Annotated in this window: 14 protein-coding genes; 5 read left to right on the top strand and 9 right to left on the bottom strand. The window is 72.3% G+C overall.

The genetic code is table 11. The features are described 5' to 3' along the window. Window positions 1-366: 366 nt before the first annotated feature. From AOK18_RS11165 to AOK18_RS11155, 3 genes are all read left to right on the top strand, one after another. Window positions 367-1,452, top strand: coding sequence for an IS701 family transposase (locus tag AOK18_RS11165; protein ID WP_074995605.1), 1,086 nt, complete (start codon window positions 367-369; stop codon window positions 1,450-1,452). A gap of 17 nt (window positions 1,453-1,469) precedes the next feature. Beyond that, window positions 1,470-2,687, top strand: a complete 1,218-nt coding sequence (locus tag AOK18_RS11160) for a cytochrome P450 (RefSeq protein WP_055573195.1) — start codon at window positions 1,470-1,472, stop codon at window positions 2,685-2,687. 109 nt (window positions 2,688-2,796) lie between these two features. Further along, window positions 2,797-3,510, top strand: coding sequence for a GAP family protein (locus AOK18_RS11155; RefSeq protein WP_055573194.1), 714 nt, complete (start codon window positions 2,797-2,799; stop codon window positions 3,508-3,510). Window positions 3,511-3,526: 16 nt separating this feature from the next. Here the strand turns inward: AOK18_RS11155 and AOK18_RS11150 are convergent, their stop codons facing one another. From AOK18_RS11150 to AOK18_RS11110, 9 genes are all read right to left on the bottom strand, one after another. Beyond that, window positions 3,527-5,683, bottom strand: a complete 2,157-nt coding sequence (locus AOK18_RS11150) for a prolyl oligopeptidase family serine peptidase (RefSeq protein ID WP_055694226.1) — start codon at window positions 5,681-5,683, stop codon at window positions 3,527-3,529. 21 nt (window positions 5,684-5,704) lie between these two features. Next, window positions 5,705-5,944, bottom strand: coding sequence for an acyl carrier protein (locus tag AOK18_RS11145; RefSeq protein ID WP_055573192.1), 240 nt, complete (start codon window positions 5,942-5,944; stop codon window positions 5,705-5,707). Between the two features lie 94 nt (window positions 5,945-6,038). Further along, window positions 6,039-7,817 carry a fatty acyl-AMP ligase gene (locus AOK18_RS11140; RefSeq protein ID WP_055694225.1) on the bottom strand — a complete coding sequence of 593 codons (1,779 nt, stop codon included), beginning with the start codon at window positions 7,815-7,817 and terminating at the stop codon, window positions 6,039-6,041. 32 nt (window positions 7,818-7,849) lie between these two features. Beyond that, a complete protein-coding gene (locus AOK18_RS11135; protein WP_055694224.1) occupies window positions 7,850-8,962 on the bottom strand; it encodes a glycoside hydrolase family 5 protein in 1,113 nt (370 codons plus the stop codon). 90 nt (window positions 8,963-9,052) lie between these two features. Further along, entirely contained in the window at window positions 9,053-10,723 is a 1,671-nt protein-coding gene (locus tag AOK18_RS11130) for a thiamine pyrophosphate-binding protein (protein ID WP_055694223.1), read from the bottom strand. Then, window positions 10,716-11,972 (bottom strand): aldehyde dehydrogenase family protein, encoded by a 1,257-nt coding sequence (locus tag AOK18_RS11125; protein WP_055694222.1) that lies wholly within the window; start codon window positions 11,970-11,972, stop codon window positions 10,716-10,718. The genes AOK18_RS11130 and AOK18_RS11125 overlap by 8 nt, the downstream gene beginning before the upstream one ends. Before the next feature lie 90 nt (window positions 11,973-12,062). Beyond that, window positions 12,063-12,980, bottom strand: coding sequence for a phytanoyl-CoA dioxygenase family protein (locus tag AOK18_RS11120; protein WP_055573187.1), 918 nt, complete (start codon window positions 12,978-12,980; stop codon window positions 12,063-12,065). Window positions 12,981-13,011: 31 nt separating this feature from the next. After that, window positions 13,012-14,280 carry a beta-ketoacyl-ACP synthase II gene (fabF, locus tag AOK18_RS11115; protein ID WP_055573186.1) on the bottom strand — a complete coding sequence of 423 codons (1,269 nt, stop codon included), beginning with the start codon at window positions 14,278-14,280 and terminating at the stop codon, window positions 13,012-13,014. Next, window positions 14,277-15,722 carry a class I adenylate-forming enzyme family protein gene (locus tag AOK18_RS11110; protein WP_055694221.1) on the bottom strand — a complete coding sequence of 482 codons (1,446 nt, stop codon included), beginning with the start codon at window positions 15,720-15,722 and terminating at the stop codon, window positions 14,277-14,279. Before AOK18_RS11110 ends, fabF begins: the two co-directional genes overlap by 4 nt. 531 nt (window positions 15,723-16,253) lie before the next feature. Between AOK18_RS11110 and AOK18_RS11105 the strand changes: the two genes are divergently transcribed. Together AOK18_RS11105 and AOK18_RS11100 are read left to right on the top strand one after the other, a co-directional pair. Beyond that, entirely contained in the window at window positions 16,254-16,913 is a 660-nt protein-coding gene (locus AOK18_RS11105) for a GNAT family N-acetyltransferase (protein ID WP_079104954.1), read from the top strand. Further along, on the top strand, window positions 16,894-19,788 hold a 2,895-nt coding region (locus AOK18_RS11100; RefSeq protein ID WP_157865074.1), incomplete at its 3' end, for a type I polyketide synthase. The genes AOK18_RS11105 and AOK18_RS11100, both read left to right, overlap by 20 nt.

The following is a 19,788-nucleotide window of genomic DNA, read 5'->3' as shown; positions in this document are numbered from 1 at the left end:
CCCCTCCGCACCCTCTCACCGCGCCCTTCCACCGGCCCGGACACCACCAGCCCGGACACCGCCGGCCCGGCACCCAAAGCGGCCACTAGCGAACAAATACCGGCTCAGGGTGCCAAATCACACGAGATCGCTAAGTGCCGTTCTCTCGGCAGCTTGGCTTCCGCCGCTTCGGGTAGATGAAGAACCGCGGTTAGCCTGCAGGACGAGTGCGCCCCCTGGAGTCCTACTGACCAGGCAGCGCCGGACGTGGTAGTAGTGAACGCTCGTCGAGAGAGGCGGTCCGAATTGCGTAAACCAAGTCACACCCGTTCAGTTGGCTGTTGGACAGACAAACTCGTTTGACGGGTACGACACGGGGGTCAACACGTGCAGGAGATAGCAGAACTAATTTCGAGTCGCTTCAGCCGGGCAGAACCGCGAAGACGTGTCATCGCCTACATGGAGGGGCTCCTGTCCCCGACTCTTCGGAAAAGCGCGTTCGCCCTGGCCAGTCACGCGCATGAGGCCGCGCCCGATGGAATGCAGAGGTTACTGCGGACCGCGAAATGGGACGCCGACGCCGTGCGCGACGATCTGCGCTCCTATGTACTGCAGCACACCCGGAACGAGAACGACGGAATTCTGGTTCCCGTCCGAGAGACGTTCATCAAGAAGGGCCAGCACTCCGCAGGAGTCGCCTGGCAGTACTCGAGCGCCCATCAGCGCATGGAGAACTGCCAGATCGGGCAGTTCCTCGGGCATACCTCGGAGTCGGGGAGCGGCCTGATCGACCGGGAGCTGTACCTGCCCCGGCAGTGGCTCCGGGACCGGCCGCCGCACGACTGCGCCGGTCTGCCGCGCGACATCTCCTACACCAGCAAGGCCGGGCTGAACCGCAGGATGATCACGCGGGCGCTGGAGAACGGGCTGCACACCCCCTGGGTGTCGGTTCCCGAACCCGACCTGTGGGACGAGAGCCTGCGGTGCTGGCTCGACTCGCGCCAACTCCCCTACGTCCTCAGGCTCCGCTCCTCCGACGCGCTGGCACTGGCACCGTGCCGGATGCGAGCGGAGTGGCGTCTCCTCGAGAGGCGGGCACAGCACACGTCCACGCTGAACAGCCTCCCCTGGAACACCCTGCGGCTGCGGCAGGAACCGAGCGGACGCACCTTCTGGCTGCTCATCCACACCTCGCCCGACACGGCGCGCCCCCACTACTTCATCTGTTCGGGGCCCGCCACCACCACCATCCCCGAGCTGATCCGCGCGGTGAGAGCCCAGTCGGCCATCCGCCAGTGCCTCGACGCGACAAGGGCCGACGCCGGCCTGCACGAGTACCAGGTCCGCAGCGTGACCGGCTGGAACCGGCACACCACGCTGTCGCTGCTGGCCCACGCCTTCAGGTCCTTCGCCCTGAACGCACCGCGGCCGCACCTGTCCCCCGCCGCGGGCCGCGGTCCACAGGCCCATTGAAAGCGAGACGAGAACGCATGACGATGCGGTCCTCCACCGATCCCGCACCACCCGGCCCGTACGACGAGCTGTTCGCCTGGAGCGCGCACATGCGAGCCACCGAACCGGTCTTCTACGACGATTCGCTGGGCGTGTGGCACGTGTTCGGCTACGCCGACGCCAAGCGGGCGATCACCGAGTACGAGACGTTCTCCAGCGAGTTCACCACCCCGGAGGAGGAGATGTCGATCTTCTCCACCGGCAACATCGCGCTGATGGACCCGCCGCAGCACCGCAAGTTCCGCAATCTGGTGGCCAAGGCGTTCACCCCGCGCAGCGTGGCCGGCCTGGAGCCCCGGTTGACCCGGCTCTGCGCCGAACTCCTGGACAAGGTCCCCACCGGCCGGCCCGTCGACTTCATCGAGGACTTCGCGTCCTTGCTGACGACGCAGGTCATGGCGGAGCTGCTCGGCATCGAGCAGCGGCACCGGCACAAGCTGCGCGAGTGGTCCGATGCCCTGCTCTCGCAGAACCGCACGGGGATGGAGCTGGAACCGGCGCTGCTCGCCGAGATCGCGCGCACCACCGAGGAGATGGACGGCTTCCTGCGCACCGAGCTGGTCCGCCGCCGCGAGCATCCCGGTGACGACCTGATCAGCGGGCTGGTGCGGGCGGAGGTGGACGGGGAACGCCTGGGCGACGACGAGGTCGTGGGCATCGTGACGATCTTCTTGGTCGGCGGCCACATCACCACGACGTCGGTGCTCGCCAGCGCGGCCCAGTGCCTCCATGAACACCCGGACGCACTGGCCGAGTTGCGGGCCGACCGCTCGCTGGTGCCGACCGCCGTCGAGGAGATCATCCGCTACCGGCCGCCGTTCTCCCGCGTCGTACGCCGCTGCACGAAGGAGACCCGGCTGGGCGACCGGACCGTCCCCGCCGGGTCCGTGGTGGTGGTGTGGCTCGCCTCCGGCAACTTCGACGAGGCGGTCTTCGCCGACGCCGAGCGCTTCGTCATCACCCGCACGCCCAACCCTCATCTGGGCTTCGGCAACGGGGTGCACTTCTGCCTCGGGGCGCCGCTGGCCCGGCTCGAGGTGCGCATCGCGCTGAACGCCCTGTTGGACCGTTTCGAGCGGGTGACCCTGCGCGAGTCCGCGGCGCCCCCGGACGCCTACGACCCCTTCGGCGGCATCCTGGCGCTGCGGAAGCTGGACGTCGTCTTCGAGGAGGCGCTCCCCGGGCGAGCCGAGTAGCCGCCGTCCCCCACACGGGCCGGTCCCGAGGCGCGCGTAGGGTGTTGCGCGCCCGTGCCCCCGTCACCGATCCCGCCCGCGACCGGCTCCGTCCCCGAGGAGAACACACGTGAACACCGGATTACTGCTGTCCCTGGCAGGTCTCGCCCTGCTGGACAGTGCCAGCATGGGGACCCTCTTCATACCGATATGGCTGATGCTCTCGCCCGCCCGCGTCGGGATGGGCAGGATCCTCGTCTACCTCGCCAGCATCGCGGTCTTCTACTTCGGCGTGGGCCTGCTGGTCGTGCTCGGCGCGGACGCGGTGTTCTCCGCCGCGGGTGACGCCCTGGAAAGCCGAACCGCCCTGTGGATTCAACTGGTCATCGGTGTCGGGCTGTTCCTGCTCAGCTTCCGCTTCGCCCCGAAGAAGGGCGAAGCGGGCGGGCGGGACGCGTCCAGCAGATGGCGCGAGCGCTCCGAGACCCGGTCCGCGTCGGTCCTGTGGATCGTCGGGCTCGCGCTGCTGGCCGCGCTCGTGGAAGTGGCGACGATGCTGCCGTACCTGGGCGCCATCGGCATGCTGACCACCTCGGGCCTCGACGGAGCCGCCGTCGTGGCCCTGCTGGCCGGCTACTGCGTGATCATGATTCTGCCGGCCCTGGTCCTGCTGGTCGCCCGGACCATGGCCCGGGACCGGATGCAGCCGCCGCTGGACCGGCTGAACGCGTGGTTCTCCAAGAGGGCGGACGGCGCACTGGGCTGGGTCCTGGCCATCGTGGGCTTCCTGGTCGCGCGGGACGCCGTGGCGCGCCTCTGGTACCCGGAGATGTTCGGGTCCTGAGACCCGCGGGCGGTGCTCAGCGGGCAGGCCTTGCCGCGTCCGGACCGGGCGCGGCAAGGCCGGTCCGGTCGGCGAGGAAGGTGAGCACGTCCGTGGCGAAGCCGATCGTGGCGCTCAGCGGCCTCGTCCCGTGGCCCAGGTCCTCGCACCGCAGCAGCACGCCGGAGGGGTCGGCCGCCGCGTGCTGGAGCGCCGCGCACATCTTGCGCGCGTGCAGCGGGTCCACGCGGGTGTCGTTGTCGAAGGCCGACAGGAGCACCGCCGGGTAGTCCCGCCCCTCGCGCACGTGGTGGTAGGGCGAGTAGGACAGCAGCCACTCCACCTGCTCGGGGTCGCTCGCGCTGCCGTACTCGTGGGCCCAGGCGGGGCCCAGCCCGGACCGCTCGTAGCGCACCATGTCGAGCAGCGGTGCCGCGCAGCTCACCGCGGCGTACAACTGCGGCTGCTGCACCGCGGCGGCCCCGACCAGCAGGCCGCCGTTGGACGTGCCGGCGATGGCCAGGTGGCGCGGTGTCGTCCATCCCTCGTCGATCAACCAGCGCGCGGCGGCGTGAAAGTCGTCGAAGGTGCGCTGCTTGTCCTTGCCGGTGCCGGCGCGGTGCCACTGCTCGCCCTGTTCCCCGCCGCCGCGGATGTGCGGTTCGGCAAAGACGCCGCCGGCCCGTACCCAGGCGGCGACGTCCTGCCCGTAGTGCGGGCGCGCGACCACGCCGAATCCGCCGTAGCCGCGCATGAGCAGGGGCCGGGGCCCGGACGGTCCTCCCGCCGCCTCACGCGGGACCACGAGTGCCATGGAGACGCGTGCTCCGTCGCTCGACCGGTAGTGCACGCGCAGCGTGGTGGCCCAGCCGGCGTCCGCCCCGGGCCCGCCGGCCGGGGCGGGGACGCCGTGCGGGCGGCCGGGAACCCGCCAGGGGGTCACGCCGCCGTCGCGTGCGTCGTAGCGCAGGACCCGTTGGGGGCAGGTGTAGTCGGTGTAGGAGAACCACGCCTCGCCGCCGCCCCCGGGCCGTGTCGTCAGCCCGCCGATCGTTCCGGCACCGGGCAGCGGCACGCGGGCCGTGAGGCTCCCGGACACGGCGTCGTGGAGAGTCAGTTCGCCGCATGCCTCGCGGGACCACAGGGCCAGGACGGAGAGGCGGGCGTCGGGCCCGTGCACCTGCACGGCCTCCTGGAGCACCGCGCCGGGCCGCTCCGCGATCACCTCGGTCCACGGACCGTCGGGGTCGGCGGGGTCGAAGGAGCAGAGCCTTCGGCCGCTCGCCCCGTCATCGGTCAGGACCCGGGCCACGCCGTCCGGGCCGATCTCCGCGGCGCTGTGGCTGCCCTCGGCGGAATCGACCGCCCGGAAGCGGGGCTTGCCGGGCGGACCGGCCGTGAGGTCCGCCAGCCAGAGCCGGTTGCCCCGGCGGCCACCGGTCCGTACGCCCACCACGAGCCATCGGCCGTCGTCGCTGACGGACAGGGTGTAGGCGGAGCTGGGGTCCATGCCGTCGCCCAGGACGGCCGGGTCGTCCCGCGGGTCCGTACCGATCCGGTGCCAGTGGACCCGCCGGTGCAGGCGCACGTCGCCCCGCGGTATCGCGTCGGCCGGGCGCCCCCGGACGTAGTAGAAGCCGTCCTGACCCGCGACCCAGGCGGGCGCCGGGCCGCGGGTCCGGTCCACGGGCCCCTCCACGCACCGTCCGGTCGCGGCGTCGAGAACGTACAGGGAGGGCTCCTCCCGGCCGTCGGCCGACAGCTGGCAGGCGACCAAGTCCCCCTCGGGGGAGGGCGCCCACGGGCCGAGCACCGTACGGCCCGACGGATCGTGGGCCTCCGGGTCGACCACGGTCCGTACGCCACCGGAGGGGCCGGCCGCACACAGGACCGGCTGCTCGCGGCCCGGCCCCGTGTGCTCGAAGAAGACGCGGCCGGCCCGCCATGACGGGACGCCGGTCAGCTCCGCGCCGGAGAGCGCCCGCACCTCCCGCTCCCAGGCGGCGCGCGTGGGATGCTCTCCGACGCTCCGGGCGAACCGGTCCCGCTGGAGGCGGAGCCAGTCGGCGGTCCTCGCCGACCCGGCGTCCTCCAGCCATCGGTACGGGTCCGCGACCACATGGCCGAAGATCCGGTCGACCGTGTCCTCGCGCGGCGCCCGCGAGGACACCTCCGACGCGCCGGTGCTACCCATCGTGCGACCGCCTCCCCGGTGCTACGCCCGCTGGGCTATGAAGTCGGCCATGGCCCCCACCGTCTTCAGGGTCCCGAGGACGTCGTCGGGGATCTTCACGGAGAACTTCTCCTCCACGGTCACGCCCAGCTCGACCAGTTCGAGGGAGTCGATGTCCAGGTCCTCCAGGAAGGTCTTCTCCTCCGTGACCTCGGCGGGGTCCACCGATGCCACGTCGGAGACGACGAGGGCGAGGTTCTGGATGGCTTCTTCTCGGTTCACAGCAGTTCTCTTTCGGTGAGTGGTGAGGGAAGGGTCGAACGTCTCCGCGGGACGGGACTGCCGCGCGGGTCCGGTGCCGCCCGGAGGGCCGCGCTCACGCGGCCCCCTGGCGGGCGGCGCCCGGCCCGGCCAGTTCGCCCCGCAGGTAGTGGTCACGGCACAGCCCCCGCTTGACCTTGCGGCTGCTGGTACGGGGAATCGCGCCCCACGCGGTGAGGACCACCTCGGCGACCGTGACGCCGTGCCCGGCCGAGACCGCCCGGCGCACGGCGGCGCGGACGCTCTCCGGGTCCGGGACCTGGCCGCGGACCTCGACGACGGCGACGACGCGCTCGCCGGCCTCGCTGTCGACGGAGAAGACGGCCGTCCCGCCGACGCCCAGCTCCGGGTCGACCGAGGTCTGCACCGTGAACTCGATGTCGGCCGGATCGTGGTTCTTGCCGTCGGCGATGACCAGGTCCTTCAGGCGTCCCGCGATGAACAGCAGGCCCTCGTGCAGGAATCCCAGGTCACCGGTGCGCAGCCATTCGCCCGGGACCGGGGCGCGGTCCCGGGTGGTGCAGCGGGCCCGGAAGACCTCCTCGGTGCGCTCCGGTCTGCGCCAGTAGCCGTCGGCGACGTTGGGGCCCTGGATCCAGATCTCCCCCACCTCGGCGTCGTCGGTCTGCGCCCAGGTCCGGGGGTCGACGATGGTGATGTGGACGTCCCGCAGCGGCACCCCGCACGTCACCATCTGCCGCGCCCGCGGGTGGTCGCCGGCGACCGCGATCACGCGGCCCTCGGCCAGGGCGTCGCGGTCGAAGGCGTGGATCAGCTCCGGCTTGACCCCGGCGGGCGGGGCCGTCACCCCGAGGGTCGCCTCGGCGAGCCCGTAGGCGGGCCCGTCGAGTCCCTCCCGCAGTCCGCAGGAGGCGAAGGCCCGGTTGAACCGGTCCATGCTGTGCGGGCGGACGACCTCGCTGGCGTTGACCATCCCCTCCAGCGAGCTGAGGTCCAAGGTCCGCTTCTGGGCCTCGGTGATCCGGTCGATGCACAGGTCGTAGGCGAAGTTGGGTCCGCCGGCCCAGACCGCGCGGAAGTCGGTGATCAGCTTCAACCACCGGTACGGCGACTGGATGAACGCCCCCGGGCTGACGTTCACCGCGTGGGCGCCCACGCTCAGCGGGATCGCCAGCCCCATGATCAGGCCCATGTCGTGGAAGAAGGGGGCCCAGCTGGCGATGGTGCAGCGGGGCTGCAGGTACACCGTCACATCGGCGATCTGCCACACGTTCGCGGCCAGGTTGCCGTGGGTGATCCGGACTCCGCTGGGCGTGCCGGTGGACCCCGAGGTGTACTGGAGATAGGCCAGGGACGTCGGGGAGATGCGCGGCTCCTGCCACTGGGTCGCGCTCTCCTCCGCCAGTTCGTCGATGAGGAGCGTCTCGGGCCGGGACGGTCCGAGGGCGTCGAGCAGGGGGGTGACGCGGCCGGCCGTCTCCGCCGTGGTCAGGATCAGGAGCGGATCGGCGTCGGCGAGCACCGCGCTGATCCTGTCCCGGGTCCGGTGGACGTCGGGCGCGGGGAGCGGTACGGCCACCAGTCCGGCGTACAGGCATCCCAGGAACGCCAGCACGTAGGAGATCTCGTGCGGGCAGATGACGGCGACGCGGGAGCCCTGCGGCGCCCGGCCCTGGAGGCAGGCCGCGACGGCCCGCGCCTTGCGGTCCAGTTCCGCGTAGGTCACCGTGCGGATGAGCCCGTCGGGGTCGTCCGCGTACTCCGCGAAGGAGACGGCCGGGTCGTCGCCGGAGGTACGGGCGAGTTCCCGCACCCTGGCCACCAGTCCGTCCCTGAGCACGTCCGGGGCGGCGGGGTTGGCCTCGGTCCACATGTGCTGTGTCCTCTCTCTTCCCTGAGGTCGGCTCAGTGCTTCTGCAGGAGGTGCAGCATTTCCCGGTCCAGCCGGTGCCCGTGCCAGTCCTCGTACGCGACGTCCGCCCGGCCGGAATCGAGCACGCCGAAGGGGCCCCGCAGGTTCCACAGCGCGTATCCGATGCCGTGATCGGTCAGCAGCCCGAGCGTGTCGTCCAGCCAGGGCAGCACGACGTCGTGCGGGACCTTGTTGTGGGCGCCCGTCTCCCCGGCGTGGACCCCGATCCCGGAGTCGGCCAGGTCGAGCCACGGCTTGAGGGAGGCGGCCAGCCGGTCCCGGTCCCAGTGCGCCTCACCGAGCACGCCGCGGCCCTGCAGCAGGGTCCGGACGGGCTCGTCGAGCCCGTCCGGCGGCGCCGGCAGGCTCATCGGCCAGGAGGGTGCGTTGCTGGTCAGGTCGAGCCCCTGGGGCGAGTACTCGCAGCGGTGGTGCGACAGGGCCAGCGGCGCGAAGCCGTGCAGGCTCTGGGCGACGCCGTGCGTGGTGCACCAGTCCGCGGGGACGGGCGTGTAGGCCCAGTCGAGCCCTTCGACGAGGAGCAGCCGGTCGGGGTCCTTCGCACGGATCGCGCGCACCGCCGCCCCGTACACCGCCAGGATGTCGGCGTCCGTGAGGCCCGGCACGAGGGCCGTGGCCGGAGGCTCGTTGACGATGTCGAAGCTGAGCCGGGACGACGGTACGCCCGCGTAGCGCTCGGCGAGGATCTCCCAGAAGTGCACGAAGAGATCCCGCGAGCCGTACTCGTCGGGCACCCACAGGGTGCCGTGCTCGGGCTCGTTGTAGGGGTAGCCGAAATTGGTGTGGCCCGGGGCGCGCCACATGGTGAGGGAGACGTGCACGTCGTAGGCGGCGCCCAGTTCCACGACCCGGTCGAGGATGGCGAGCCGGTCCTCGGGGTAGACGCGCCGTTCGCCGTCCCCGATGAAGTAGAGGTAGGAGAACGGCACCCGGACGAAGTCGAATCCCCAGTCGCGCGTCCACCGGAAGTCGTCCTCGCTGACCCGGTTGTCGTCCATCGGCATCAGTTCGCTCCAGCGCGCGCTGGTGGCGAACATCTGGTGCAGGTTGAACCCCCGCCACCGGGGCAGTGCCGTGCTGTCCATGTCTCTCCGTCTCTCGCTGTTGCCCTCCGCCGGCCGGCGGGGCGTCGTGCGTGCGTCGCGGGGTGTACGGCCCCGTCCGTGCCGGGCCGCTCAGTACCCGGCCGCCTCGATGCCGACGGGCACGTCGTCGTCGGGGACCCGGACGCGGACGACCGAGAACTGGCCCTTGCCGGCGCGCTCGACGGCCTCCCGCAGTGTGCCGTCCAGGGCCGCCGGATCCGTGACGTCCGCTCCCCACCCGCCGAAGGCCGTCGCCACCCGGTCGGGACGGTCCGCCGCCCGCCACTCGGTCAGGGCGCGGGACCGGTCCCCGGCGCGGGAGCGCCGGGGCCAGCCGAAGCCGCCGTTGTCGAACACCACGGCGATGACGCCGAGTTCGTGGTGGCGCAGTACGTCGAGCGCTCCGACGCTCATCCGGAAGGCACTGTCCCCCGCCAGCAGAAGGGTGGGCCGGTCCGGCCGGGCCAGCGCCGCGCCGGCCGCCGCCCCCAGCCCGAACCCCATCATGGTCTGCTCCCCCGGGCACACCACGGAGGTGTCGCGGCCCAGGGACAGTACGGGGTAGTGGTAGCTCCAGATGTCGTGCAGCCCGTTCTCCTGCACCAGGTTGAAGTCGGTACCCAGCACCCCCTGCGCCGCGTGCAGCACGGCGCGCACCGGTGAGTCGGCGAACCGGGCCGACCGGTGGCGGCGTTGGGCGCCGGCGACCTCCGCCTGCGCCGCGGACCACGCCGGGTCCCGGACCGCCCCCCGGGCTGCGAGGCGGTCGGCCAGCTCGTCCACGACGAGGCCGACGTCGCCCAGCAGGGCGTGGCGCACCTCGCAGCCCTCGCCGAAGGCCCGCACCGCGTGGTCCACCTGCACGACGTCCGCCGTCCGCCAGGACTGCCAGCCCATGCGCGCGGTCTCCTCCAGCCTGCTGCCGAGGACCAGGAGCAGGTCCGCCTCCTCCAGCAGCCGGTGGGCGGGGGGCGTGGTGTAGAGGCCGACGAGTCCGAACGCCCGCTCGTGGTCCTCGTCCACGGCACCCCGGCCGGCCGCCGTGGTGAAGACGGGGCAGGCCAGCAGCTCCGCGAGTTCCGCGAGTCTGCCGACGTCGGCCCAGCGGGTTCCGCCGCCCGCCACGACGACCGGTCTGCGCGCGGCGCGCAGCGCGTCGGCGGCCGCGTCCAGTTCGTCCCGCGGCGGCAGGGAGCGGAGCGGGCGTACGGGCGGCAGCGCGGCCGGCACGGCCGCCTCGGCCGTCGCCACCTCCTCCGCGATCTCGACGACCGTCAGGCACGGCCCGCCGTCGACCGCCAGGCGCACCGCCCGGCGCACCGCCCAGGAGACCTGGCCCGGGGTCTCGACGCGATGGGTCCAGCCGGCCAGGGACTCGACCATCCGCAACTGTTCCAGGTGCTGGAACGCGCCCTGCCCGATGTGTTCGACGGGCACCCGGGTCGTGATGACGACGAGGGGCACGGACAGGGACGCCGCCTCCAGCAGGCCCGCCAGGGAGTTGGCGAAGCTCGGGCCGGAGTTCAGCGCCAGGACGACCGGTCCCCGGCCGGTGACGGCGTGGCCGGCGGCCGCGCAGGCGGCGATCCGCTGGTCCCCGACCACCCGGACGTCGAGTCCGGGGACCTCCCGCGCGGCGTCCAGGAGGCCCGGTTCGTCGGAGGGGATGCCGAGGACCATCCGTACGCCCGCGTCCGCGAGGGTGCGGGCCACCACGCTCCAGCAGTCGCCGGTGGCCGCTTCGTCCCGGGTCTCAGGCATCGAGGTCTCCCGCGGAGGCGTCCGGCTTCATGCCCAGTTCGGCCGAGAGCAGCAGCGGCCGCGCAGTCACGGTCCGGCCGACGCGCACATGACTGGCCTCGGGGCCGTAGCCGCCGAGTGGTTCGTTGCCGTTCTCGGCGTCGAGCGCCGTCCGTTCCCGCAGCAGCACGCTCGTACCGCTGCGGCCCTCGCGCACCGCGTCCTCGCCGTACACCGAGACGTACATCCCGCGCCGGCGTTCGGTGTGGCTGTCCAGCCACCGGACGACGTCCTCGCCCGTCGAGTAGCGCATCACGCACAGGACCGGCGAGAAGAACTCCGGCGGGCAGAAGTCCGGGTCCCAGGGCAGGTCGATCACCGTGGGCGCGACCAGGCCCGTGGCGGTGTCGACCCGGCCGCCGCGCACCGTGCGGCCGGGGTGGCCGGCGAGGTACCCGGCCGCCTGCTCGACCGCGTCCGGGTAGCTCAGCGGCGCGACGACGGTGGTGGGGTCGGCGCGCGCCCCCACCGGGACGTCGGCCACGGCCTCGCTCATGGCGGTGAGGAGGTCGTCGGCCACGCTGTCGTGGGCGAAGACCACGTCGGGACAGAGGCAGTCCTGGCCCGAGTTGTACATACGGGTACGGACCACGTCCCCGGCGACGGCCCGCACGTCGGCCTCCGCGCCGACGACGACCGGGTTCGGCCCCGAGCCGAAGGCGAGGAAGACCGTGCGCTCGGGCAGCTTGTCCCCCACCGCCAGCGCGTTGGCGGGGCGCCCGTTGAAGACCACGACGTCCGAATCGGCGCACCGCGCGACGAACTGCTTCTGCGTCAGTGACACCAGCTCGATGGACAGTTCGTTCTTGAACTCGGGAGCCGAGGTGATGATCCGGTGGATGTGCCGGGACTGCTCGGCCACCCGCTGGGAGGGGCGCATCGTGATGTGCGAGGAGTACAGGAGCGGGATGATCCCGAACAGCACGTAGGAGTAGAGCACGTTGTTCGACGGCAGGAAGACCCCCAGACCGCCGGTGGGACGCGGGCGGTGCGCCTCCAGCTCCCCCCGCGCCCCGCGCAGGGCGGCGATGGAGTTGGCGACCTCGTCGACCGCGGCCGTCCGTGTCCCGAACGTCTCCAGCACGGCGACCAGCTCCGCACGGTTCTCCCAGAGCACCTCGGTCGCCAGCCCGGCGAGGCCGCCGACGGTGCTGCCGGGCGGCCCGCCCCTCACCGTGACAGCGGCGTCGCCGGTCAGTAGTTCGGACACGTTTCCTCCAGAGTCGGGAGTGGCCTGCGGTCGAACGGGGAAGGCCGGTCCGCCGGGCGACGAGGCCGGCGACGGCGGCGGCGTCGGCCCTCAGTCCAGCGCTCCGCTGCGCAGGGCCTTGAGCGGATCGCCGTTGTCGTACATGCCGACCAGGCCCCCGTCGACGTGGGTCGCGTCGTGCGCGACGTAGCCCAGCAGCGCCAGCAGCTCGTCCCCCAGGGCGGCGGCCTTCTTCGGCGGCACGGCCAGCATGTTGTTGTCCACCGGGCGCAGCCATCCGGCGCAGTAGCTGAGTGCCAGACCGCGCCGGGCCTGGTCCTGGGTCTTGTTGGCGCCGCCGCCGTGCAGGACGTCCCCGCGGAAGAAGAGGGCGTCGCCGGGCTCCATGACGGCGCGGCCTATCTGGTCGAACCGCGGCCGTTCGCCGAGCGGCCACCGGCAGCTGCCCGGTACCACCCGGGTCGCCCCGGTCTCCTCGGTGAAGGGGGTCAGCGCGATCATCGCGGTGACGTTCCACGGGTGTTCCTCACGGGGCAGCCGCGGCCACCAGGAGCCGGTGTCCCGGTGGATGAGCTGCGCCGACTCCCGCGGACCTATCTGGATCAACTCCGCCAGGCTGAGCAGGATCTCGTTCGACCAGTGGGCGAGCAGACGCCGCATGCTCGCGACGATCTCGGGGTGCGTGATGAGGGGGTGGGACGCCTCGATCTTCCCCGGCACCCCGTGCAGCCGCAGCGTCTTGCGGCCGAGGAACTTGTCGTACAGCTCGGACCCGGTGTCCGAGCCGGTGCCGCGGGGGTTGGCCTCGAGCCACGCGTCGAGCTCCCGGTTGAAGTCGTCGACGAGGGAGCGCTGGACGATTCCCGGGACGATGGCCGCCCCGAGGGTGCGGACGCTCTCCTCGATGGCCGGCCAGTCGTAGGGCGCTCGGTACACGGGTACGGCCGGACGGTCGCCCTGCGGGGCGCGCGTCGCCGTCGCCGTCTGCCGGGGGGCCTCTTCCACCATGGTGCTACCTCTCTCTGTCTTTCCTGACGGGTCACGGGGCGGGGCGCCACCGGCGCAGCACGAGCACCGCGTTGTGCCCCCCGAAGCCGAAGGAGTTGCTGACGGCGACGTCCACCTCGTGCGTCTGCGCCTTGTGCGGCACGAAGTTGAGGCCGCGGTCCTCGGGGTCGTCGCAGTTGATCGTGGGCGGGACCTGTCCGGTCTTGATGGCCTCGACCGCCGTGATGGCCTCCACGGCCCCGGCGGCGCCGAGCATGTGGCCCGTCATGCTCTTGATGGAGCTGACCGGGATCGATTCGGCGCGGTCCCCGAAGACGCTCCGGATCACCTTGGCCTCGGTGGTGTCGTTCTTCGGCGTGCTGGTGCCGTGCGCGTTGACGTAGTCGACGTCCGCCGGGGTGAGACCGGCGTCGGCCAGTGCCTGGTGGGCGGCGCGCTGGGCCGGCAGGCCGTCCGGGTGCGGGGCCGTGACGTGGTACGCGTCGGTGGTCGCGCCGTAGCCGGCCAGTTCGGCGTGGACCGCCGCGCCGCGGCTGCGGGCGTGCTCCTCGCTCTCCAGCACGACCACGCCCGCGCCCGCGCTCATGACGAAGCCGTCGCGTGCCCGGTCGAAGGGCCGGCACGCCTTCTCCGGTTCGTCGTTGCGGCGCGACAGGGCCTGCGACATCGCCGCGCCGTTGATGTCGAGCCGGGTGATGGAGTCGTCCACGCCGCCCGCGATCACCACGTCGGCCACGCCCAGGCGGATCATCCGCATGGCCTCGCCGAGGCAGGTGCTGCCCGTCGCGCAGGCCGTCGTCATGCACGTCGAGGAGCCCTGCAGACCGAACCGCAGCGACACCTCGCCCGCCGCGGCGTCCACGCTGCTGGTGGCGAAGAAGAACGGGCTGACCGCCCGTGGCCCGCGTTGCGCCAGCGCCTCCTGGGCCGCGACGGAGGAGCGGGTGGGTCCGCTGGCCGAACCCATCACCACGGCGACCCGGGGGGCCAGTTCCGGTGTGATCTCCAGGCCCGCGTCCCGCACGGCCTCGTCGGCGGCCACCAGTGCCAGCTGCACCGACCGGTCCATCCGGCGCGCGATCTTGCGGGGGAGGTACGCCTCGGGGTCGAACCCCTTGATCTCCCCGCCGATCCGTACCGGAAGATCCTCCGTCTCGATGCCGGTGAGCCGTGCGACCCCGCTGCGCCCGTCCAGCAGCCCCGCCCAGGTCTCCGGCCAGCTCAGGCCCAGCGGGGAGACCACCCCCCGGCCGGTGACGACCACCCGGCCCGATCGGTGCGAACGCGTGTCGGCAGTCATGCTCTTCTCCCTTGGTCGAATTCCCGCCGAGCTCGTTCCTCGAGCGAGGGGAGATCGGTCTTGCCCTTTCCGGTCACCGGAAAGCTGTCCATGACGACGATCTGGTTGGGCAGTTCGTAGTGCTCGAGCACCTGCGCGAACCGTGTGTGCCAGGCGGAGGACGAACCCCGGCCCGGGTCCTCGACCAGGTAGACCAGCCGCGCCCCGCCCCGCTCGTCCTCGACGGGCACGACATGGACCGGGCGGCCGCACTGTTCGGCCTTGCGGGCCAGGTGGGCCGGGTAGAGCGTGTAGCCGTGGCGGGTGAGCGCGGACATCCGGCCCAACACCCGCAGGCTCCCGCGGCCGTCGAGGACCCCCAGGTCGTGCGTCCGGTAGTCGCCCGTCTCCAGCGGGGCGGGCGGGCCCCCGCCGGCGGGGAGGTAGCCGGACATGACGTCGGGGGTCCGCACCCACACCTCCCCCGGACGCCCCGCCGGGAGGTCGCGGCCCCGCTCGTCGCGGACCGCTACCTCCACGCCGTCCAGCGGCAGGCACAGCTCGGGGTCCTCGGGCGCGGCCAGGGCGATGTTGCCGAGTTCGGAGGTCCCGTAGCCGTCGAGCAGCGGTGCGCCCATCGCCGTACGGAAGTCGAGCGCCAGCCGGTCGTCCAGAGGGGCCCCGCCCACGCACCACATGCGGACCGGGTGCGTCCGGCGCACCAGGTCCGGGCGACGGTCCAGCAGCCTGAGCATCGACCGGTAGGTGGAGGGGGTCGCGTCCACGGCGGTCGCGCCGTGCTCGTCGAGCAGGCGCAGCGCGCGGTCGAGCCGGCGGTAGGGCGTCAGCAGCAGGGAGCACCGCGCCATCCAGGCGAGCAGCACCAGGGAGAAGCCGTACTGGTGGGAGAAGGGCAGCAGCGGGGCGAGCACGTCGGACTCCCGGTAGCCCATGCGCCGAGCGGAGCGGCGGGTGTTCGCCAGGACGCTCGCTCCGGACCGCACGATCATCTTGGGCTCGCCCGTCGAGCCGGAGGAGCAGGTGATGAGCGCGTCCCCGCGGCGCTCCCACGCGTCGAGGCCGAGCGGCGCGTTCCCCCGTCCGTCCCAGCGCCCCGGGCCGGCGTCGTGATCGGCCGTCAGGGTGTCCAGATCGAGCAGGGGCACCGGCCCGTCCGGCAGCGAACCGTTGTCCTGGATCAGCCAGTCGGCTCCCGCCTGGACCGCGGTGTGCTCGGCGGAACGTGCGGAGCGGCCCCGGTCGATCAGGACGATTCCGGCGCTCAGGTGCATGAGGCCGAGCAGGACCCGCAGGTACGCGGCGGAATTGTCCGCGTACAGGGCGACCCGGTGGTGGGGCCGCACGCCCGCGGCGGAGAGCGCCGCGGCGGTCGCGGAGTCCTCGGACCCGGGCCGGGCGAGGAGAGCGGTCGCGCTGCCGGCCGCGGCGTCGAGCCGGCTCATGGCTGACGCCCGGGGAGGACGGCACCTCGCTGTGCAGTCGGCATGTCATCTCCTGTCTCCGTGATCCCGACGCGGGGCCCTCCCGGCACGCGGGAGGGGGGCGGGGCACCGGGCGGCGCCCGGGAAGGGACGAGGGGTCCCGCAAAGCCGAATCCATGCCTCACGGCCGACCTCTTGCCCAGGACGCTAACTGGCTCGAACACACTTCATGGCGGGTCGCGGGGAAAGCCGCCGAGACTACGGCACTTGAACGCTGCAGGGCCTTGTTCAGCCGCCTCGGAGAAAGGCTACGGGTAAGCAGCCGCCGGCCTCCCTCACGATAGTGCGGCACTTGGCTGAGGCGTGGGGATTGATCTGACTATCACTGCTTGACAACGACATGCACCGGCTGTTGGCTTACGGCCGAACAGACGCCCATCGACGCCTCGGCCATGGTTGGCCCTAAGCTCCGGACGCCCGTCGATCCCATGACAGGAGCAACGGCGAGGACGCCACTTCACTTTCCGTTCCAGCGTCACGAGAGTGAGATAAATGCAAGGGGAATTTGTTTCACTGCGCCCCATACGGGGACGCGACGATTACGACCTGATAGCCCTGTGGTCGGCGTCCGACGCCGGGTCCTACTCCTCCGGAAGCCAGGTCTTCATGACCGGCGAGGCCATGGAGGCCTTCGTGGCGAAGCACGGTCTCAACTACCTCATGGTCGTGGACCGCGACGGTGAACCCGTGGGCGGCGTCAGCTGGCAGCAGCTCGCCTACCCTGGGAGTTTCGAGGTCGGCAATGTGGTGGGCTCCTCCGAGCTGTGGGGTCTCGGGTACGGAGTGGAGTCGGTCAACCTCCTGCTCGAGTTCCTCTTCCACCAGCGCAACGCCCACCGCATCCACCTCATGACCGGCCTGTTCAACAAACAGATGGTGCAGATCTTCCTCACCGGACCGATCAAGACGGAAGGCGTTCTGCGGGACTTCTTCTTCCTCGACGGCGAATATCACGACGCCCTGGTCGGATCACTGCTGCGCGACGAGTACTACGCTTTTCTCGAAAGCCTGGGAACCAACCCCGTCGATCTGGTGGACCGGCAGGACAAACTGGATGCCCGCGCCATGCTGAACCAGCGAATACCGGAAATTCCCGCATGCCGGCCGGACGACCGATCGGGGGGCGATCGCAATGAATCTCCCACAGCGTGAACTCGCTTCCTGGATCATCGACTGGCTGACCAGGAATGCACCGCTGTCCCGCAGCGAGATCCAGGCGGACCACAGTTTCGAGGACTACGGGCTCTCCTCGATGAAACTGGTCTCCCTTTCCGGAGAGCTCGGTGAATTGCTGGGCCGGGAACTCCCCATGGACATCGCCTACAGCTTCCCGACCGTCACGACGCTGGCCGGGCACCTGTCCGGCGCCCCCGACGCGGAGTCCGCCGGGCCGGCCGAGCCGGAGTCCGCCGGGCCGGCCGAGCCGGAGTCCGCCGGGCCGGCCGAGGCGGAGGCCCCCGACGAGCGCGATCCCATCGCCGTCGTGGGGATCGGCTGCCGCTTCCCCGGCGGCGTACGCGGACCGGACCAGTACTGGCGATTCCTCCTCGACGGGAACAGCGGCATCCGCCGCCTCCCCGAGGACCGCTGGTCGGACCTGCCGGCGGGCGACCCGAGCCGGTCGGGAGCGGCCGCACTCGGCGGATTCCTCGACGGCATCGAGGGATTCGACGCCTCGTTCTTCGGCATCTCGCCGCACGAGGCGACCATGATGGACCCACAGCAGCGCCTCGTCCTCGAAGTCGCGTGGGAGGCCCTCGAACACGCCGGCATCCCCCCGCACACCCTTCGCGGGCAGCGGGCCGGGGTCTTCCTCGGCGCCGCCACGTCCGACTACGCCCCTTCCGACGCCCAGGACATGGGCGGCTGGAGCGCGACGGGCTCGTCCATGGGGGTCATCGCCAGCCGGCTCTCGTACGTGCTCGGCGCCCGCGGTCCCAGCATGCTGGTCGACACCGCCTGTTCGGCCTCCCTGGTGGCGATCCACCTGGCCTGCCGGAGCCTGCGCTCGGGCGAGAGCGTCGTCGCCCTGGCCGGCGGGGTCAACCTGCTGCTCACGCCCGCCGTGTCCGTCGCGTTCGAGGAGGCGGGGGTGCTGTCGCCCGACGGGCACTGCCGGACCTTCGACTCCGGGGCGCACGGCTACGGCCGGGCCGAGGGCGGCGGCGTCGTGGTGCTCAAGCGCCTCTCCGACGCCCGGCGCGACGGGGACCACGTCCTCGCGGTCGTCCGGGGCGGGGCCGTCAACCACAACGGGCGCTCGAACGGCCTGATGGCCCCGAGCCGGACGGCGCAGGCCGAGCTGTTGCGGGCCGCCTACCAGGACGCGGGCGTCTCCCCCGCCGCCGTGGACTACATCGAGGCCCACGGCACCGGCACCGTGGTCGGCGACCCCATCGAGGTGGGCGCGATGACCGAGGTCACCGGCGAGGGCCGCCCACCGGGCCGCCCGCTGCTCGTCGGCGCCGTCAAGACCAACCTGGGGCACCTGGAGGCCGCGGCCGGCGTCGCCGGCTTCATCAAGACCGTCCTGGCGCTGCGGCACGGCGAGATCCCGCCCGTCCTCAACTTCACCGCCCTCAATCCGGCGATCCCGGCCGGGGCCCCCGTGTCGGTCGTGACCGAGCGGACCCCCTGGCCCGCCGGCCGCGCCGCCCGTACCGCCGGCGTGAGCGCGTTCGGGTTCGGCGGTGCCAACGCGCACATGGTCCTGGAGGAGGCCCCGGCCGGCGCCCCGCTCCAGGAGCCGCCGGCCGCCACCGACGCGGCCCGGCCCGTCGTCGTGACCGTCGACGGCGGATCGGCCGATGCCTGCCGGGCCGAAGCGGCTCAGCTGCGCGACTGGCTCGCCGCCCACCGGGACCGGGCGACGGCGCGCGACCTCGCCCACACCACGACGGTCCGGCGTTCCCACGGCCCGGAGCGGGCGGCGGTCGTCGCCCGGGACACCGACACGCTCCTGGACCGCCTCGACCTGCTGGCCCGCGAAGGCGGCGGTACGGGCATCACCGTCGGCGCGGAACGGCACAGCAACCAGCCGGTGTTCGTCTTCTCCGGCCAGGGGTCCCAGTGGGCCGGCATGGCACGCGAACTGCTCACCGAGGACCCCGCGTTCGCCGGGAAGCTCGCCGAACTGGACGAACTGATCGCCGAAGAGGCCGGGTTCTCCGTGCGCGGGGTGCTGGAGCTCGCCGACGAATCCGCGCCGGCCCCCATCGACGTGGTGCAGCCCGTGCTCTTCGCGGTCCAGGTCGCGCTGGCCGCCTCCTGGCGGGCCCGGAGGGTCGAACCCGTCGCGGTGATCGGCCACTCGATGGGCGAGGCGGCCGCCGCCGTCGTCAGCGGCGCGCTGTCCGTGCGGGACGGCGTGCGCGTCACCTGTCGCCGCTCACGGCTGATGAGGCGGCTCGCCGGCCGGGGCGCCATGGCGGTCTTCCCCGTCCCGGCACAGGACCTGGAGGAGCACCTCGCGGCCCAGGGGGCCGCGGACGTGACGACGGCCGTGCACCTCAGCCCGTTCGCCACCGTCGTCTCCGGGAGTCCGGAGGCGGTGGACACCCTGATCGCCTCCCGTGCGCGGGAGGGGGTGGACGGTGTCCTGGTCCAGGTGGACGTCGCCTCGCACTCCCCCCAGGTCGATCCGATCCTGGACGAACTGGCCGTCGAGCTGGCGGATCTGCGGCCCCGTCCGCCCGTGATCCCGGTGTACTCCACCGTGGCGCCGGGCCGGGCCGACCTGATGGACGCCCGGTACTGGATCGACAATCTCCGCGAGCCCGTCCGCCTGGCGGACGCGGTCCGCGCCGCCGCGCGGGACGGGCACGAGGTCTTCGTCGAGGTCAGCCCGCACCCCGTCCTGGTCCGTCCGGTCCACGACACCCTGACCGACTTCGGCATGGACGACGCGGTGGTCCGGCCCACCCTGCGGCGGGGCGAGGACCCCCTGGAAGCCCTCACGGAGGCCGCCGCCCACCTGCACTGCCTCGGCCACCCCATCGACTGGGACCGGGCGGCGGCCTCCGTGAGG

The sequence above is a fragment of the Streptomyces prasinopilosus genome (assembly GCF_001419695.1).
Lineage (GTDB): Bacteria > Actinomycetota > Actinomycetes > Streptomycetales > Streptomycetaceae > Streptomyces > Streptomyces prasinopilosus.
The sequence above is the reverse complement of the archived record's forward strand: the minus strand, read 5'-3'. Positions and strand labels throughout refer to the sequence as shown.

Excerpts from the sequence above, each read along its gene's own strand:
- fabF (WP_055573186.1), bottom strand. The coding sequence starts at position 14,280 with ATGACTGCCGACACGCGTTCGCACCGATCGGGCCGGGTGGTCGTCACC.
- AOK18_RS11110 (WP_055694221.1), bottom strand. The coding sequence starts at position 15,722 with ATGAGCCGGCTCGACGCCGCGGCCGGCAGCGCGACCGCTCTCCTCGCC.
- AOK18_RS11160 (WP_055573195.1), top strand. The coding sequence starts at position 1,470 with ATGACGATGCGGTCCTCCACCGATCCCGCACCACCCGGCCCGTACGAC.
- AOK18_RS11105 (WP_079104954.1), top strand. The coding sequence starts at position 16,254 with ATGCAAGGGGAATTTGTTTCACTGCGCCCCATACGGGGACGCGACGAT.
- AOK18_RS11150 (WP_055694226.1), bottom strand. The coding sequence starts at position 5,683 with ATGGGTAGCACCGGCGCGTCGGAGGTGTCCTCGCGGGCGCCGCGCGAG.
- AOK18_RS11130 (WP_055694223.1), bottom strand. The coding sequence starts at position 10,723 with ATGCCTGAGACCCGGGACGAAGCGGCCACCGGCGACTGCTGGAGCGTG.
- AOK18_RS11120 (WP_055573187.1), bottom strand. The coding sequence starts at position 12,980 with ATGGTGGAAGAGGCCCCCCGGCAGACGGCGACGGCGACGCGCGCCCCG.
- AOK18_RS11140 (WP_055694225.1), bottom strand. The coding sequence starts at position 7,817 with ATGTGGACCGAGGCCAACCCCGCCGCCCCGGACGTGCTCAGGGACGGA.
- AOK18_RS11135 (WP_055694224.1), bottom strand. The coding sequence starts at position 8,962 with ATGGACAGCACGGCACTGCCCCGGTGGCGGGGGTTCAACCTGCACCAG.